The organism is Kitasatospora nipponensis, assembly GCF_039528135.1.
GTDB classification, from domain to species: domain Bacteria; phylum Actinomycetota; class Actinomycetes; order Streptomycetales; family Streptomycetaceae; genus Kitasatospora; species Kitasatospora nipponensis.
The window spans coordinates 1-15,765 of the sequence record NZ_BAAALF010000188.1; the positions used below are offsets into that span (position 1 = coordinate 1).

Here is a 15,765-nt window from a genome sequence, read left to right on the forward strand (position 1 = left end):
CAAACCGGCCCCGGGCAGCCGAGCTGCCCGGGCCCGACGAGGTCAGAGGACCTCCGAGTGTCAGCGGACCTCGGTGATCTCCGGGCCGCGCGCGAAGGGGCTGAGCGTGGCGTCGCCGAAGCGGGAGGCCTCGCTCTCGGGGGCACCGACGCCACCGTCCGCGACCATCTGGGCGTCCTCGGGCAGCTTCAGCACGATCGGGTCGCGCGGAGCCATCGGCGTCTCGCCCCGGACGACCACGGTCTGCCGGAAGACCTGCTCGAGAATGTCCGCCGACTCCGGCTGCACGGCGGCCTGGCCGGAGATGACGCCGCGCAGGAACCAGCGCGGTCCGTCGCAGCCGACGAAGCGGACGAGCTGCACGCCCTGGGTGCCGTCGGGCAGCTGGACCGGGACCTGCGCGCGCAGGTGCCAGCCGAGCGGGCCCTCCTCCTCCTCGACGAGGCCGCCCTGGCCGGAGATGCCGTTGGCGATCTCCTCGCGAACCTCGCTCCAGATCCCCTCGGACTTGGGAGCGGCGAAGGCCTGGAGCTGGATGGCGCTGTTGCCGAGTACCAGGGTGGCGGCCACGATCGCGTCGCCGGCCACCTCGACCCGCAGCTCCATGCCCTCGACACCGGGGACCAGAAGACCGCCGAGGTCGACCCGGCCCTCCTCCGGACTCTCCAGCTCCGAGTGGTCCCACGGGCCGTCCGGACGAGGGGCCGGCGGCAGGCCGACGCGGTCGGCCAGGTCCACCTCGGTCTCCTCGGCCTCATCGGCCTCGGTCAGGTTCTCGCTCTCGGAGTCGACGGAACCTTCGACGTCATCGGCCGTCTCGTCGGCGCTGATGGCGTCCTCGGCGAGCTGCTCGACAGCGTCCTCGCTCTTGTGGCGACGACGGAACACGGTCACTGTCCTTCCCGGTCCAAGACCGATGCGAATGCCTGCTCGGCTTTCTGCTGAGTCACACGTACTGGTTCACACGTACTGGGTCACTCGTACTTCACACGTACTGACGTCGGTGTCGGCCCCGACGGACCGAGCGGCGGCATGTTAGACCGCTGCGTGGCCGCCGGTCGACCCGAACCCACCCTCGGCACGCGCGGACCCGGGCAGTTCGGCCACCTCGTGGAAGCGGGCCTTCTCGACCTGCTGGATCACCAGCTGGGCGATCCGGTCCCCACGACGGAAGCTGACCCGCTCGCGCGGATCCAGGTTGACGACGATCACCTTGATCTCACCACGGTACCCGGCATCGACCGTCCCTGGGGCGTTCACGAGCGCAACTCCGCAACGAGCTGCGAGGCCCGAGCGCGGGTGGACGAACGCCGCGTAGCCGTCCGGCAACGCGATGGAGATACCGGTGGGAACAACGGCGCGCTCGCCCGGCTCCAGCTCGGCGTCGACGGCGGTGCACAGGTCCGCTCCGGCGTCCCCCGGCAGGGCGTAGGCGGGCATCGGCATACCGGGGTCAAGTCGCCGGATCAGGACGTCGACCGGCGGACGGGCGGTGGAACTCACGGATTCACCTCGAAGGCTCTGGCGCGCTTGAACAGATCGGGGTCGTCCAGAGCGGCTTTGATGTCCTCGGGACGACCGTGCGTGGTGAAGTGTTCCAGCTTCACCTGGATGAAGAGCGCCTGCGCCCGGATCGCGACCGGACCCTCGGGCCCGCCGATCCGCCCTTCGCCCGCGCAGTAGATCTTCCGCCCCACCACGCCGGTGACCCAGGCCCGGATGTGCAGCAGCGAGTCGACCGGGACGGGACGGACGAAGTCCGACTCCAGCCGTCCGGTGACCGCGGCGGTGTGCAGGAGCCAGTTGAGCGAGCCGAGGGTCTCGTCCATCGCGGTCACCAGGATGCCGCCGTGGGCCAGGCCCGGGCCACCCTGGTGCAGCGGCTTGACGACGAACTCGGCGGTGACGTCGAGCCCTTCGCCGGCCCGCACGTCCATCTGCAGGCCGCCCGTCTGCTGCGGGCCGCAGCCGAAGCAGTGCACGTAGTGCGAGCCGATCGCGGTCCCGGGGGCGGGGGCCTCGGGGTGGCGCGCGGGCAGCACGGCGTCGTCCGGCGGGCTGGTCGGGGTCAGCGGCTGACGGGGCGGCTCGGCGGGCCCGGCGGAGCCCTGCGGAGTGGGGTTCGGCGAGAGGGATCCAGTCACAGCAGGCGACCCTACCGGCCAGTAGCAACACGCGCACCAGTGGTTCCGCCCGGCGGACGCCCCCCGCCGCCGCGCGGGGCCGGGATTGCCGTCACCGCCGCCGGGACCAGGGCCGATGCCACGCCCGTGGGGGCTGGTGCCGGGTCCACGGAATCGACGCCCACAATGGGAGGCATGTACGACGAACGCCTCACCGCTCCCCGCTCCTGGTGGCTGCTGCCCGTCGGCGCCGGCCTCTCGCTCGGCCTGATCCTGCTGCGCTTCGGCCCGGTGCCGGGCCTGATCGGCCTGGTGGTGGGCGCCGTGGCGGGCGCGGTCGCGCTCAGCGGGTACGGCTCGGCCCGGATCCGGGTGGTGCAGGGCTCGCTGGTGGCCGGGCAGGCCCGGATCCCGCTGGCGGCGCTGGGCGAGGCCCGGCCGCTGGACGCCAAGGAGACCGTGGCCTGGCGCTCGGTGAAGGCCGATCCACGGGCCTTCATGCTGCTGCGCAGCTACCTGCCGACCGCGCTGCGGGTCGAGGTGACCGACCCGGCCGACCCCACCCCCTACCTCTACCTCTCCACCCGCGACCCGCAGGCGCTCGCCGCGGCCATCGAGCAGGAGCGGGCCCGGACGGCGACGGTGACGCCGCCGCGGTGAGGTCCCGGTCCGGTCCGGCCGCCACGGCCGGTCGGGACGGGTGGTGACACGGAGAAGGGACGGCCCGCCTGCGCGGTCCGTCCCTTCTCCGTTCGTGTGCGCCCGCGACGGCGGACGCGAGATCAGCCTCCGGACCGGCCAGGCGGCCCGGACGGGGCGGTGTGCCGAGCCGGTGGCGGTGGCGTGCACCTGGACCACCGAGCTCGGACCCTGTCCGCCCGACGCTCAGGCCCCACAGTCCTTGCAGATCGGGTTCCCGTTCTTCTCGCTGTACAGCTGGCTGCGGTGGTGCACCAGGAAGCAGCTCATGCAGGTGAACTCGTCGGCCTGGCGGGGCAGCACCCGGACGGACAGTTCCTCGTTGGAGAGGTCTGCTCCGGGCAGTTCGAGGCCCTCGTTCGCGTCGAACTCGTCGACGTCGACCGAGCTGGTCGACTTCTCGTTCCGACGCGCCTTCAGCTCCTCGAGGCTGTCCTCGTTGAGGTCGTCATCGGTCTTACGTGGGGTGTCGTAGTCCGTTGCCATGTTCGCTCTCCCCCTCTGGGTGTGTGCGGGTATCTCCAGCGCACGTAACGCATGAGGGGCCGGTCTTGTGCCCGACCCGAGGCCGAGATTGTGCCTTACTTCAAGCCCTGTTACTCAATCGACACTCAGCGGCGGGTCCGAGCGGGTGATCGAAGCCGCCTGCGGGGGTCCTGCGGACCGTGGCCGGCGGTGGCCCACGACCCTTCCCCACCGAATACGGAAGGTGATGGTACGCCCCCCGGGAGCATCGCGCCAGAGCACCTCTGCCCAGGTCGGAGGCTTGTTGACGGCCCCGCCGAGCGGAACGGGCGCTACCGGATCCGGCTACCCTGCGCAAGGATCACCGCGGGGTCGGCGATCACGCTGAGAGATCATCCGAACGTGTCCCGCGATCGGATGTGAGCTTCGTCACCTTGCGGTATTTTTCGGGCGAAACCGCCGGAACCGGCCCGCCCGGACCCGGGTGGGCCTCGCTGGCACCGCTCGCCTCAGCCGGCCATCCCGAGCGGACTCAGCCGGCCATCCCGAGCGGACTCAGCCGGCCGTCCCGGGCGGGCTCAGCCGGCCTTCCGGGCGGCGTTGGCGGCCCGCCGAGCCAGCAGCGCGGCCTGCCGCTCGTCGAAGCGGGTGGCCTGGGCGTCCAGGCCGCCGAGGAAGAGCCCGAGCTCCTCCTGGGCCCGCAGGCCCGCCGGACCCAGCCCGCCGACCTCCATCACCCGCAGGTTGCGCAGCACCGGCTGCAGCACGTCGTCGTGGTGGATCCGCAGGTTGTAGATGCCGCCGATGGCGATCTGGGCGGCCGAGCGCTCGAAGCCGGGCATCCCGTGGCCGGGCATCCGGAAGTCGGTCACCACGTCGCGGATCGCCTGCATGGCGAGGTCCGGCGCGATCTCCAGGGCCGCCTTGAGCAGGTTGCGGTAGAAGACCATGTGCAGGTTCTCGTCGTTGGCGATCTTCGCCAGCAGCTGCTCGCAGAGCGGGTCGCCGGCGTAGTGGCCGGTGTTGCGGTGCGAGATCCGGGTCGCGAGCTCCTGGAAGGCCACGTAGGCCACCGAGTGCAGCATGCTGTGCGCGTTGTCGGACTCGAAGCCGGCCGACATGTGGTCCATCCGGGCCCGCTCCAGGGCCACCGGGTCGACCGCACGGGTCGCCAGCAGGTAGTCGCGGATGGCGATGCCGTGGCGGCCCTCCTCGGCCGTCCAGCGGTGCACCCAGGTCCCCCAGGCGCCCTCGCGGCCGAACATGGTGGCGATCTCGTGGTGGTAGCTGGGGAGGTTGTCCTCGGTCAGCAGGTTGACCACCAGCGAGATGCGCCCCAGCGGGGTCACCCCGGACTGCTCGACGTGCCACGCCTCGCCGCCCAGCACCCCGTCGAAGTCCCGTCCCCGGCTCCACGGGATGTACTCGTGCGGCATCCATTCCTTGGCTATGGCGAGGTGCCGGTTGAGCTCGGTCTCCACCACCTCTTCCAGGGCGAGGATCAGCCGGGCATCGGTCCAGGCGGTCGAACCGGTGCGCTGAGCGGGTGCGATGGTCACGACGGGAGCTCCTGAGGGGACGGGTCACCTACGGATGCGTAGGTTACGACACCGTAAGTTGTTCGGACCGGAAAAGACAAGCGCCCTGGCCAGCCACTTCACGTCGGCGAAGGGGCCGGCCAGGGCCCCGGTGGCGGTCCCGCGGACAGCGCGGGGCCGGGCGGTGGGCCGCACCGGGCCCTGCCACCCTCGGGTGCCGCGTCGGCGGGCGGCTCAGCCCCCGGGGATTCGTACCCGCATCGACAGCCCGCCGCCGGGGCGCGGTGCGGCCTCGATGGATCCGCCGTGCGCGCGGACCACCGAGCGCACGATCGAGAGCCCGAGGCCGACGCCCTTGTCGCTGCGGGTCCGCTCGGCCCCCTTGACCCGGCGGAACGGCTCGAAGATGTGCTCGAGCTCGTAGCCCGGGACCACCGGCCCGGTGTTGCTGACCACCAGCTCGCCGATCCCGCCGGGCCCCGGCGCGGTGGTGATCTCCACCCATCCGTCGGGGAGGTTGTAGCGCACCGCGTTCTGCAGCAGGTTCAGCGCGACCCGCTCCAGCAGCACGCCGTTGCCCGAGACGGCCACCGGGTGCAGCTCCGAGCGGATCTCCACCTCGCGGTCGGTCGCCTCGGAGCGCAGCTGCTCGATGGCCCGGGCGGCCACCTCGGAGAGTTGCACCGGCCGCCGGTCGGTCAGCTCGTTGTCGCTGCGGGCGAGCAGCAGCAGGCCCTCCACCAGCTGCTCGCTGCGCTCGTTGGTGGCCAGCAGGGTCTTGCCGAGCTGCTGCAGGTCGGGCGAGGTCTCGGGGTCCGAGAGCTGCACCTCCAGCAGGGTGCGGTTGATCGCCAGCGGGGTGCGCAGCTCGTGCGAGGCGTTCGCCACGAAACGGCGCTGCGAGTCGAAGGAGCGGTCCAGCCGGTCGAGCATGTCGTCGAAGGTGTCGGCGAGCTCCTTGAGCTCGTCGTCGGGCCCGCCCAGCTCGATCCGGCGGTGCAGGTCGGAGCCGGCCACCTCGCGCGCCGCGCGGGTGATCCGGCCCAGCGGGTGCAGCACCCGGCCGGCCATCGCGTAGCCGGCCACGAAGGCGATCACCGCGAGCGCGACCAGCACGGTCAGCGCGCGGCGCAGCAGGGTGTCCAGCTCGGCGTGCGCGCGGGCGGTCTGGATCGCCTGCAGGATCTGGTTGAACTCGGGGCCGGAGACCGGCTGGTTGTTGATCGTGCCGGTGACCCCGGGGCTGAGGGTGATCTGCGGCAGGCCGGCGTCCTGGAAGGCGGTCCGGACGAAGAAGTACATCAGGAGCAGCAGCAGGACCCCGGCCATCAGGAACATCCCGCCGTAGAGCAGGGTGAGCCGGATCCTGATGGTGGGCCGGAAGGGCAGCCAGCTCAGGCCGTCCCCGGGGGTGTAGGGGGCGTTGTGCGGCGGCGCGGCGGGGCGCGGCGGGTGCTCGGGGCGCGGCGGCACCGTACCGGAACTGCCGGAGGGCCCGCCGGTGGTGGGCGGGGTGGTCATGTCTGTCGTCCCCTTGGGGGTGGAGGGTGCGGAGATGGGGGTCAGATCCGGTAGCCGGAACCCGGCACGGTGACGATGACGGCGGGGTCGCCGAGCTTGCGGCGCAGCGTCATCACGGTCACCCGCACCACGTTGGTGAAGGGGTCGGTGTGCTCGTCCCAGGCTTTCTCCAGCAGTTGCTCGGCGGAGACCACGGCGCCGCCGGCCCGCATCAGGACCTCCAGGACGGCGAACTCCTTGGGGGCCAGCTGGATCGAGCGGCCCTCGCGCAGCACCTCGCGCCGGCCCGGGTCCAGGGTGATCCCGGCACGGTCCAGCACGGGCGGCAGCGGCACGGTGGCGCGTCGGCCCAACGCGCGGACCCGGGCGACGAGTTCGCTGAAGGCGAACGGCTTGGGCAGGTAGTCGTCGGCGCCGATCTCCAGGCCCTCGACCCGGTCGCTGATGTCGCCGGAGGCGGTCAGCATGATCACCCGGGTGGCCAGGCCCTGCTCGACGACGCTGCGGCAGACGTCGTCGCCGTGCACCAGTGGCAGGTCCCGGTCGAGCACCACGACGTCGTAGTCGTTGACCGCGATCCGTTGCAGCGCGGCCTCACCGTCGTACACCACGTCGACCGCCATGGCCTCCCGGCGCAGGCCGGTGGCCACGGCTTCGGCGAGCAGCTGCTCGTCCTCGACGACAAGAACCCGCACAGCGGTTGTCCCTTCTCTGGGGCACGCGCGGCGGGATCCCGGAGGTCCCGTACGCGGGCCTGCGACTCCGACGGTGCCTCCATCCTGCCTCGCGGCGGCGTAAAGCAGCGGTAAGGCGGCCCGGCCCGGGATCGGCACAGGGGCCGGCGCATGTGACAGCGGCAACTTTCTCGGCTTTCTCGGCCCGGGGAGGTTTCCCGCCCCCGAGGCTGGGGAGGACGAATGCACACCCGCGATCACGCCGTCAGGCGATCGCACCCACCCGCCGCGCGTTCATCCGCACCGGCTGGGGGATCGCAGATCCACCGAAGCGGCCCGAGGCCGTAGCAGCGCCGGCACCGGGGCCAGCCGACCGGTCGGGCGCAGCCGATGGAGCACCGCAGCCTCCCGACCGGAGAACGCTCGACCGCGCACGTCCGACACCGCAAGGGGGTCTGCCCGCATGGACGCCTTCACCGCCGGAATCCTGCAGCGCATAAGGAACGCCGAGCAGGATCTGCACCGTGCACTCGAGTCCGGGGACGAGTTCCTGGCCGAAGTGGAACAGTCCGAACTGGACGACCTGCGCCGCCTCGCCGCCGACCACGGCGTCGACCCGGTGCTCGCACTGCCCCGCAGCGCCTGACCCACCGCGCCGGACCGGGCCGCCACACGCGCCTGGTCCGCACCCGTCCTCCTGCCCCGGGCCGGCCGACCGGCCCCCAACACTCCCCGAGCCCCGGCACAGTCACTGTGCCGGGGCTCGCTGCTCGCGGCCCCCGCGCGCGGGGTGTCAGCGGGCGTCAGTCGTGCCAGGCGCCGAACTCCTCCAGCCGGGCCTGCAGCGGCTCGAAGGTGCCGGGCGGCGCGGCCACCACGAGCTCGCCGGAGGCGGGCTCGCCCGGTCGGCCGCCGGGGCGCAGCCCGGCCTCGCGGGCCTCCAGGCCGCCGGCCGCCAGGTCCCAGGGGGCCAGGCCGCGCTCGTAGTAGCCGTCCAGCCGCCCGGCGGCCAGGTCGCACAGGTCCAGGGCCGCCGCGCCGCCGCGCCGGATGTCGCGCACCTCGGGCATCAGCCGGTGCAGCACCTCGGCCTGGTGCACCCGGCGGCCCTGCACGTAGTTGAAACCGGTGGCGACCAGCGCCTGCCCCCACGGCGGGGCCGGGCGGCCGGTCAGCGGGCGGCCGTCGAGCAGGGCGCCTCGGCCGAGCACCGCCTGGAAGAGCTCGCCGCGGGCCGGCGCGGCGACCACCCCGACGACCGCCACGCCGTCCAGCTCGGCGGCCACGCTCACCGCCCAGTTGGGCAGCCCGTAGAGGTAGTTGACCGTTCCGTCGAGCGGGTCGACGACCCAGCGCACGCCGCTGGCGCCGGGGCGCTCGGTGCCCTCCTCGCCGAGGTAGCCGTCGTGCGGGCGGCGGGCGGTGATCAGCTCCACGATCAGCTTCTCGGAGGCGAGGTCCATCTCGGTGACCACGTCCACCGGGCTGCTCTTGGTGGCCGCGACGCCCAGGTCGGCCGGCCGGCCGTCGCGCAGCAGCGCGCCGGCCTCGGCGGCGGCCTCCAGCGCGAGGTCGAGCAGGTCGTCGAGCAGGTTCTGGTCGGGCACGGCGGGTTCCTCCCACGGGGGTGGTGACGGTCGGTCAGCTCTGGGCGGCGGCCGGTCGCGGGGCGCGCGGGTTGGGGCAGCAGGCGGCCGCGCACAGGTCGTGACTGGGGCCGAGCGCGCCGAGCGCGCGGCGCCGCACCGGGGCGCCACGCTCGGCGGCGGCCCGCTCCAGGACCAGTTCGCGCACGGCGGCCGCGAAGCGCGGGTCGGCGCCCACGGTGGCCGCCCGGGCGAGTGGCAGGCCCAGCTCGGCGGCCTTGGCCACCGCCTCGGTGTCGAGGTCGTACTTGACCTCCATGTGGTCCGAGACGAAGCCGATCGGGACCAGCACGGCGGCCGGCGCGCCGCCCGCGTGCAGCGTCTCCAGGTGGTCGCAGACGTCCGGCTCCAGCCACGGGATCTGCGGGGAGCCGCTGCGGCTCTGGTAGACCAGCTGCCAGCGGCGGTCCACCGCGCCGGTGGCCCGGGCCACCGCGGCGGCGACCAGGCCGGCGACCTCCAGGTGCTGGGCGACGTAGGCGCCGCCCGGGGTGCCGCGGGCGGGGTCGTCGGGGGCGCCGGAGGTGCTCGCCATCGCGGTCGGGATGGAGTGCGTGGTGAAGACCAGCTCGGCGCCGTCGCGGACCTCGGCGGGCAGCCGGTCCAGCGCGGCCAGGGTGGCCTCGATCATCGGCTCGACGAAGCCGGGGTGGTTGTAGAAGTGCCGCAGCTTGTCGACCCGCAGCTCCGGGCCGCCCTCGGCGGCCAGCGTCGCGAGCGCGTCCGCGAGGTTCTCCCGGTACTGGCGGCACCCGGAGTAGCCGGCGTAGGCGCTGGTGGCGAGCACGGCGATCCGGCGGTGGCCGTCGGCGGCGAGCTCGCGCAGGGTGTCCACCAGGTAGGGGGCCCAGTTCCGGTTGCCCCAGTAGAGGGGCAGGTCCAGGCCGTGCTCGGCGAAGTCCTTGCGCAGGGCGGCGAGCAGCTCGCGGTTCTGCGCGTTGATCGGGCTGACGCCGCCGAAGAGGAAGTAGTGCCGGCCGACCTCGACCAGCCGCTCCTTGGGGATGCCCCGGCCGCGGGTGACGTTCTCCAGGAACGGCACCACGTCCTCGGGGGCCTCCGGGCCGCCGAAGGAGAGCAGCAGCAGGGCGTCGTAGGGGGCGGCCGAGCCGACGGGGTCGGCGGGCTGGTGCGCGTCAGGCATGCCCCGATCCTGCCACTGCGCGCCGGGGTGGGGTGGCCTGGGCCCGCCCGGCGCCCGGTTTATCTGGTTTGCCAACCTCCGTAAGCTGTCTTAGTAGGCCATGTTCATTACCTTCCGGAGCGGTCGTGCTGTCCAGCTATCGTCAGATATTCGCCGCGCCGGGCAGCCTGGCCTTCTGCAGCACCGGGTTCGTCTCCCGACTGCCGATCTCCATGACCGGCATCGGCATCGTCACGATGCTCTCCCAGCTGCGCGGCTCCTACGCGCTGGCCGGTGCGGTCTCGGCGACCATGGCGCTGGCCGCCGCCGCGCTGGGACCGCTGGTCTCGCGGCTGGTGGACCGGCACGGCCAGCGCCGGGTGGCGGTCCCGGCCACCGTGGTGACCATCCTGGCGACCATCGCGATGCTGCTCTGCACCCGCTTCGGCGCGCCCGACTGGACGCTCTTCGTCTGCGCGGCCGGGGTCGGCGTGATGCCGAGCACCGGCGCGATGGTGCGGGCCCGCTGGGCCCACCTCTACCGCAGCGACGAGGCCAAGCTGCACACCGCGTACTCCCTGGAGTCGGTGGTCGACGAGGTCATCTTCATCGTCGGGCCGATCCTGTCGATCGGGCTGGCGACCTCGCTCTTCCCGGAGGCCGGGCTGCTGCTGGCCGGCGTCTTCCTGGCGGTCGGCGTGGCGCTCTTCACCGCGCAGCGCCGCACCGAGCCGCCGGTCCATCCCGGCTCCCGGCACGCCGGCGGCTCCGCGATCGGCTCGCCCGGGCTGCGGGTGCTGGTGCTGACCTTCATCGCCACCGGCGCGATCTTCGGCTCGGTCGAGGTGGTCACCGTGGCCTTCGCCCAGGAGCAGCACCACAAGGCGGCGGCCAGCCTGGTGCTGGCGCTGTACGCACTGGGCTCGGGCCTGGCCGGCCTGGTCTTCGGGGCGCTCAAGCCGCACGGCACCCCGGCCCGGCGGTTCCAGGTCTGGGTCGCCGCGATGGCCGTCAGCGTGGTCCCGCTGGTCCTGGTCGCCTCCTGGTGCACCGGCGTGGCCGGGCTGGCGGCGCTGGGCGGGGCGCTCTTCCTGGCCGGCATCTCGATATCCCCGACCATGATCACCACGATGGCGCTGGTCGAGCGCCTGGTACCCGCCGCCCAGCTGACCGAGGGGATGACCTGGACCACCACCGGGCTGGCGCTCGGCGTGGCCGGCGGCTCCTCGGTGTCCGGCTGGCTGGTGGACGCCCACGGCGCGGCGGCCGGCTACGGGGTGGCGGTCGGCGCCGCGGTCTTCGCCGCACTCACCGCGCTGGCCTGCGGGCGGTGGCTGCACAGCGAGAGCACCGCCGAGCTGCCGCCGGCGGTACCGGTCGCGCACTGACGGGTCCGACGGGTCGCACGCGCAGCAGCGGCGCGGCAGCCGGGGCCGGGGCCGTGCCGGGGCAGCGACCCGGACCCGGAGGGGTACCCGGTGTTCCGGATCGCGAGAGGGTCGGCGCAGGCCGTAGACCGGCCGGGCGGGCGTGGCTAGGCTCCGTTCCCACTACCCATCGGTAGCACCGCCCTGCCGCAGGAGGCCCTCGCATGCCCGCCACCGTCACCACCGGCCGTTGGAGCAACTGGGCGGGCAACCAGAGCGCCGAGCCGAGCCGGACGGTCACCCCGGCGAGCACCGAGGAACTGGCCGAGGCGGTCACCCGGGCCGCCGCGGACGGGCTCACCGCGAAGGCGGTCGGCTCCGGGCACTCCTTCACCGACATCGCCTCGGCCGGCGCCGGCGTGCTGATCCGGCCGGACGCGCTCACGGCGCTGCGCGAGCTGGACCGCGAGGCCGGCACGGTCACCGTCGAGTCGGGCCTGCCGCTGGCCAAGCTCAACCGGCTGCTGGCGGCCGCCGGGCTGGGGCTGACCAACATGGGCGACATCGAGGTCCAGACGGTGGCCGGCGCGACCAGCACCGGCACCCACGGCACCGGCCGCGACTCCGGCTCGCTCGCCGCGCAGATCCGCGCGGTGGAGATCGTGCTCGCCGACGGCAGCGTGCGCACCTGCTCGGCGACCGAGGACCCCGAGCTGTTCGAGGGCGCGCGGCTGGGCCTGGGCGCCCTCGGGGTGATCAGCGCGATCACCTTCGGCGTCGAGCCGGCCTTCCTGCTGACCGCGCACGAGCGGCCGATGGCGTTCGACGAGGTGATCGCGAACTTCGACCACCTGACCGCGGTCAACGAGCACTTCGAGTTCTACTGGTTCCCGCACACCGACCGGTGCAGCACCAAGCGCAACAACCGCAGCCAGGGGCCGGCCGCCCCGCTGCCCGGCTTCCGCAGCTGGCTGGACGACGACTTCCTCTCCAACACGGTCTGGGAGGGCGCCTGCCGGATCGGCCGGGCCTTCCCGCGCAGCATCCCGACCATCGCCGCGGTGGCCAGCCGGGCCTGGTCCGAGCGCAGCTACACCGACGTGGCCCACCGGGTCTTCACCAGCCCGCGCAAGGTGCGCTTCACCGAGATGGAGTACGCGGTGCCGCGCGAGGCGGCGACCGAGGTGCTGCGCGAGCTGAAGGCGCTGGTGGAGCGCAACGACTGGAAGATCAGCTTCCCGGTGGAGGTGCGCACCGCGCCCGCCGACGACCTCTGGCTCTCCACCGCCGGCGGCCGCGACAGCGTCTACATCGCCGTCCACCTCTACCGCGGCACCACCGACCCGGGGTACTTCGCCGCGGTCGAGCGGCTGATGACCGCCTACCGGGGCCGCCCGCACTGGGGCAAGCTGCACACCCGGGACGCCGAGTACCTGGCCGACGTCTACCCGCACTTCGCGGACTTCGCCGCGCTGCGGGCACGGGTCGACCCGGAGCTGGTCTTCACCAACCCCTACCTGCGGCGGGTGCTCGGCAGCTGACGGCCGCCCGCGACCGCGGTCCCGCGCCACCACGGGCCGGTACTCAGGGCGAGGGCGTGCCCCGGTCCGCCACCGCGGCGCCCGCCCCGGCGCCCTGGCCCGCGGAGGCCGGCGCCGAGGCCGACGGGGAGGGCGTCGTCGACGGCGCGGTGGCCGACGGCGAGCCGGTGCCCGGGGACGGCGAGGGGGTCGGGCTCGGCGTCGGTGTTCCCGCGGGCGCGGGGGTCGCCGGCCCGGTGGCCGGGCTCGCACCGGTGAACGGGGAGGCCGACGAGCCGGGCGACGGGCTCGTCGGCGTCGGGCCGCGGTCCTGCGGGCTCGGCGAGGAGCCGGCCCCGGCGCCGCCGGCGGGCCGCGAGGGCGCGGGCTGCGGCCTGCGCTCCTCGCGCGGGAAGACCGAGGTGCCGCTGCCGTCCTGCCCGGTGGTGATCGAGTGCAGGTTCCTGCCGGCGGCCAGCTCCACACCGACGATCGGCGTCATCGCCAGCGCGAAGACCAGTGCCGAGACCGCCGCGTAGGTCCGCCAGGTCCAGCGGCGCCGGGCCCGCAGCACCGGCGAGTCCGTCCACTCCCCCGCGCCCGGCGGGTGCCACCCGCTCGCGGCCGGCTCGGTGTCCGCCGGCGGCGCCTGCCGCAGGTCGTTCACCGAGCGGCCCGGCCCCCGGTCGGCCACCTCGCGCAGCTGCTCGCCGGTGCGCCGGAAGGCGTGCTGGAAGAGGGCGCCGCCGGTGGTCGCACCGATGCTGACCACCGCCGCGCCGATCACCGTGCCGTAGACCCCGAGCTCCGAGGCGAGCACCGCGCCGACCACGGCCGCCAGCGCGCTGGCGGTGACCTGGGCCAGGGTCAGGTCGATCCGCCGACCCTGGTCGGCCTTCCGTTCGGCGGTGTCCCGCTCCGTCGGCTCCGGCATCAGCGCCCCCTCGGTCCTACGTGTGGTCAGATTCATCCATCAATCAGATAAGCCCGCCCATTGTGCACAAAGAAGGACACAGGGGTCGAAAATCCAACGTCTTGCAGTCGATATATGTGAAGATGATCACCGTCAACTGATCGGCGGTCCGCCATCGGGGTCTCTACTCTTGAGATTCCCGTGAATCGCGGGAGACTTGAGCGGCGAGCCGCCCCTGTGGATGCCACGAATGGAGTACTGTTCGTGGAGCCTGAGCCTTCGGTCATCCTCTCGACTGCCCTTCCACCGGCAGTCGGCATGACGACAGCGGACCAGGCACGCACGGCGGCGCCAGACCCGAACCGTCGCTCCACATCCACGTGCGGGGAACGGCCGGGGGCAACTGACGCGGCGTCATCACATGACGCGGCGAACAGGCAACCGTGCCACAGCGGCGTGACCGGACGGAAGTCCGACACGCCGGAGAACTCTGCAAGGTTGTGGCAAGTCGACAGCGGGCAGGCCACACTCAGTACGGGAGCAGCGACGCAGGTGACGTCGGCAGGCACCACCCGGGAGGTAACCGTGCCCGAACTGCGCGTCGTGGCTGTCAGCAATGACGGCACACGGCTGGTCCTCAAGGCTGCCGACAGCACGGAGTACACCCTCCCGATCGACGAGCGGCTGCGCGCCGCCATCCGTGGTGACCGCCCGCGTCTCGGCCAGATCGAGATCGAGGTGGAGAGCCACCTCCGCCCCCGTGACATCCAGGCCCGGATACGAGCCGGTGCCTCCGCGGAGGAGGTCGCCCAGGCCGCCGGCATCTCGGTGGACCGGGTGCGTCGCTTCGAGGGTCCGGTGCTGGCCGAGCGTGCCTTCATGGCCGAGCGGGCCCGCAAGACGCCCATCCGCCGCCCCGGTGAGTCGACCGGCCCGCAGCTCGGCGAGGCCGTCGCCGAGCGGCTGCTGCTGCGCGGCGCCGAGAAGGAGACCGAGCGCTGGGACTCCTGGCGGCGCGACGACGGCACCTGGGAGGTCTGCCTCTCCTACCGCTCCGACGGTGAGGGCCGCAGCGCGAGCTGGACCTACGACCCGCCGCGGCGCCTGGTGCAGCCGAACGACGACGAGGCCCGCGCGCTGATCGGCGAGAACGTCGAGCGCGAGGAGGAGTCGGTCTTCCCGTTCATCCCGCGCATCGCCCGGCTCCCGCACGACCGCCCGCTGCGCCCGATGATCGACCGCCCCTCCGCGGACCGGATCATGTCCGCGCCGGACCGGCTGCCGGCCCGCGAGGCCACCGTCGCCGCGGCCACCGCCGAGGCCAGGGACTCGCTGACCAGCCTGCTGGACGTGGTCCCCGCCTTCCGCGGTGACCTGGCGGCGCCCGCGGCGGCCATCGCGCCGGCGCCGGTGACCGAGGAGGAGCAGCAGGTCGAGGAGCCGGCCGCGGCCGCGGCGCCCGCCGTCGGCGCGGGCTCGGCGTACGCGGACATCCTGATGCCGCGTGCGGTCGCCCCGCACCGCGAGCGGCTGGTCGGCACCACCGACCGGCAGGCCGAGGCGGACGGCGTGCGGCCCGGGCGCCGGGCCACCGTGCCCAGCTGGGACGAGATCGTCTTCGGCAGTCGCCGCAAGAAGCAGGAGTGACCCGGGTCCGCGCCCTGACCCGGCGCGGACGCGGGACAGGGGGGGGGGGGGCCGGGGGGGGGGGGGGGCCCTCCGTCCGAGCCCGAGGTGGGACCCGACGGCGGTCCGGCCGGCGCGCCGGAGTCCCCACCCGTCGAGCCGCCGCCCGAAGCACCGGTGGAACCGCCGCTCGACCCGCCCGGCGGACCGGCCAGCGGGCCCGAGGGCGGACCGGACGGCGGCTGCGACGGCGGCTCGGCCGGCGAGCCCGAGGGCCGGTCGGCGGACGGGTCGGACGGCTGGTCGGGCGGCGGGTCTGACGGTGTCCCAGAGCTCACGGGTCATTCTCTGCGTGCGCACCGCCGCACCCGCAACCGCAGTTGCGGTGAACGGGCTCACCGGCCGCTCTGCCGCTCACCCGCTTCTCTGCGCCGGGCCCGGCGGCCGGGCGGGGCGAAGACCGGCGTGGGCCAGGCCGGGGGGGGCGGGGGCGGGGGCGGGGGCGGGGGCGGGGGCGGGGGGGGGGGGGGGGGGGGGGGGGGGGGGCGGG

The 15,765-nt window shown here is 73.8% G+C and carries 15 protein-coding genes; 5 read left to right on the top strand and 10 right to left on the bottom strand.

Annotation, left to right across the window (positions count from 1 at the left end):
- Positions 1-60: 60 nt before the first annotated feature.
- The 3 genes from ABD323_RS33390 to ABD323_RS33400 form a co-directional block, all read right to left on the bottom strand.
- Positions 61-888, bottom strand: a complete 828-nt coding sequence (locus ABD323_RS33390; RefSeq protein WP_344445812.1) for a DUF3710 domain-containing protein — start codon at positions 886-888, stop codon at positions 61-63.
- 147 nt (positions 889-1,035) lie between these two features.
- A complete protein-coding gene (gene dut, locus ABD323_RS33395; protein WP_344445813.1) occupies positions 1,036-1,503 on the bottom strand; it encodes a dUTP diphosphatase in 468 nt (155 codons plus the stop codon).
- Entirely contained in the window at positions 1,500-2,072 is a 573-nt protein-coding gene (locus ABD323_RS33400; RefSeq protein ID WP_344445826.1) for a PaaI family thioesterase, read from the bottom strand. The genes dut and ABD323_RS33400 overlap by 4 nt, the downstream gene beginning before the upstream one ends.
- A 246-nt stretch (positions 2,073-2,318) precedes the next feature.
- On the opposite strand from ABD323_RS33400, the gene ABD323_RS33405 reads away from it, so the two are divergent.
- Positions 2,319-2,783, top strand: coding sequence for a DUF3093 domain-containing protein (locus ABD323_RS33405; protein ID WP_425556250.1), 465 nt, complete (start codon positions 2,319-2,321; stop codon positions 2,781-2,783).
- Positions 2,784-3,008: 225 nt separating this feature from the next.
- Here the strand turns inward: ABD323_RS33405 and ABD323_RS33410 are convergent, their stop codons facing one another.
- The 4 genes from ABD323_RS33410 to ABD323_RS33425 form a co-directional block, all read right to left on the bottom strand.
- A complete protein-coding gene (locus tag ABD323_RS33410) occupies positions 3,009-3,308 on the bottom strand; it encodes a DUF4193 domain-containing protein (RefSeq protein ID WP_344445815.1) in 300 nt (99 codons plus the stop codon).
- A 557-nt stretch (positions 3,309-3,865) separates the two neighbouring features.
- A complete protein-coding gene (locus ABD323_RS33415) occupies positions 3,866-4,846 on the bottom strand; it encodes an acyl-ACP desaturase (protein WP_344445816.1) in 981 nt (326 codons plus the stop codon).
- A gap of 213 nt (positions 4,847-5,059) precedes the next feature.
- Complete coding sequence (locus ABD323_RS33420; protein WP_344445817.1) at positions 5,060-6,346, bottom strand: sensor histidine kinase; 1,287 nt, start codon at positions 6,344-6,346, stop codon at positions 5,060-5,062.
- 41 nt (positions 6,347-6,387) lie between these two features.
- On the bottom strand, positions 6,388-7,041 hold the full coding sequence (locus ABD323_RS33425) for a response regulator transcription factor (protein ID WP_344445818.1): 654 nt from the start codon (positions 7,039-7,041) through the stop codon (positions 6,388-6,390).
- A 442-nt stretch (positions 7,042-7,483) separates the two neighbouring features.
- Here ABD323_RS33425 and ABD323_RS33430 point away from each other — a divergent pair, with 442 nt between their 5' ends.
- Complete coding sequence (locus ABD323_RS33430) at positions 7,484-7,666, top strand: hypothetical protein (RefSeq protein WP_344445819.1); 183 nt, start codon at positions 7,484-7,486, stop codon at positions 7,664-7,666.
- Between the two features lie 157 nt (positions 7,667-7,823).
- Here the strand turns inward: ABD323_RS33430 and ABD323_RS33435 are convergent, their stop codons facing one another.
- The gene (locus ABD323_RS33435; RefSeq protein ID WP_344445820.1) at positions 7,824-8,627 is read right to left on the bottom strand and encodes an inositol monophosphatase family protein; all 804 of its coding nucleotides are present in this window, start codon (positions 8,625-8,627) and stop codon (positions 7,824-7,826) included.
- A 34-nt stretch (positions 8,628-8,661) separates the two neighbouring features.
- On the bottom strand, positions 8,662-9,810 hold the full coding sequence (locus ABD323_RS33440; protein ID WP_344445821.1) for a ferrochelatase: 1,149 nt from the start codon (positions 9,808-9,810) through the stop codon (positions 8,662-8,664).
- Positions 9,811-9,935: 125 nt separating this feature from the next.
- Between ABD323_RS33440 and ABD323_RS33445 the strand changes: the two genes are divergently transcribed.
- On the top strand, positions 9,936-11,177 hold the full coding sequence (locus tag ABD323_RS33445) for an MFS transporter (RefSeq protein ID WP_344445822.1): 1,242 nt from the start codon (positions 9,936-9,938) through the stop codon (positions 11,175-11,177).
- A gap of 203 nt (positions 11,178-11,380) precedes the next feature.
- On the top strand, positions 11,381-12,697 hold the full coding sequence (locus tag ABD323_RS33450) for a D-arabinono-1,4-lactone oxidase (RefSeq protein ID WP_344445823.1): 1,317 nt from the start codon (positions 11,381-11,383) through the stop codon (positions 12,695-12,697).
- Between the two features lie 43 nt (positions 12,698-12,740).
- On the opposite strand, the gene ABD323_RS33455 is transcribed toward ABD323_RS33450, so the two are convergent.
- On the bottom strand, positions 12,741-13,646 hold the full coding sequence (locus ABD323_RS33455; protein ID WP_344445824.1) for a hypothetical protein: 906 nt from the start codon (positions 13,644-13,646) through the stop codon (positions 12,741-12,743).
- A gap of 495 nt (positions 13,647-14,141) precedes the next feature.
- Here ABD323_RS33455 and sepH point away from each other — a divergent pair, with 495 nt between their 5' ends.
- A complete protein-coding gene (gene sepH, locus ABD323_RS33460) occupies positions 14,142-15,236 on the top strand; it encodes a septation protein SepH (RefSeq protein WP_344445825.1) in 1,095 nt (364 codons plus the stop codon).
- Positions 15,237-15,765: the final 529 nt, after the last annotated feature.

Coding starts and splice junctions, on each gene's coding strand:
- ABD323_RS33430 (WP_344445819.1), top strand. CDS start 7,484: ATGGACGCCTTCACCGCCGGAATCCTGCAGCGCATAAGGAACGCCGAG.
- ABD323_RS33455 (WP_344445824.1), bottom strand. CDS start 13,646: ATGAATCTGACCACACGTAGGACCGAGGGGGCGCTGATGCCGGAGCCG.
- ABD323_RS33405 (WP_425556250.1), top strand. CDS start 2,319: ATGTACGACGAACGCCTCACCGCTCCCCGCTCCTGGTGGCTGCTGCCC.
- ABD323_RS33440 (WP_344445821.1), bottom strand. CDS start 9,810: ATGCCTGACGCGCACCAGCCCGCCGACCCCGTCGGCTCGGCCGCCCCC.
- ABD323_RS33410 (WP_344445815.1), bottom strand. CDS start 3,308: ATGGCAACGGACTACGACACCCCACGTAAGACCGATGACGACCTCAAC.
- ABD323_RS33420 (WP_344445817.1), bottom strand. CDS start 6,346: ATGACCACCCCGCCCACCACCGGCGGGCCCTCCGGCAGTTCCGGTACG.
- ABD323_RS33450 (WP_344445823.1), top strand. CDS start 11,381: ATGCCCGCCACCGTCACCACCGGCCGTTGGAGCAACTGGGCGGGCAAC.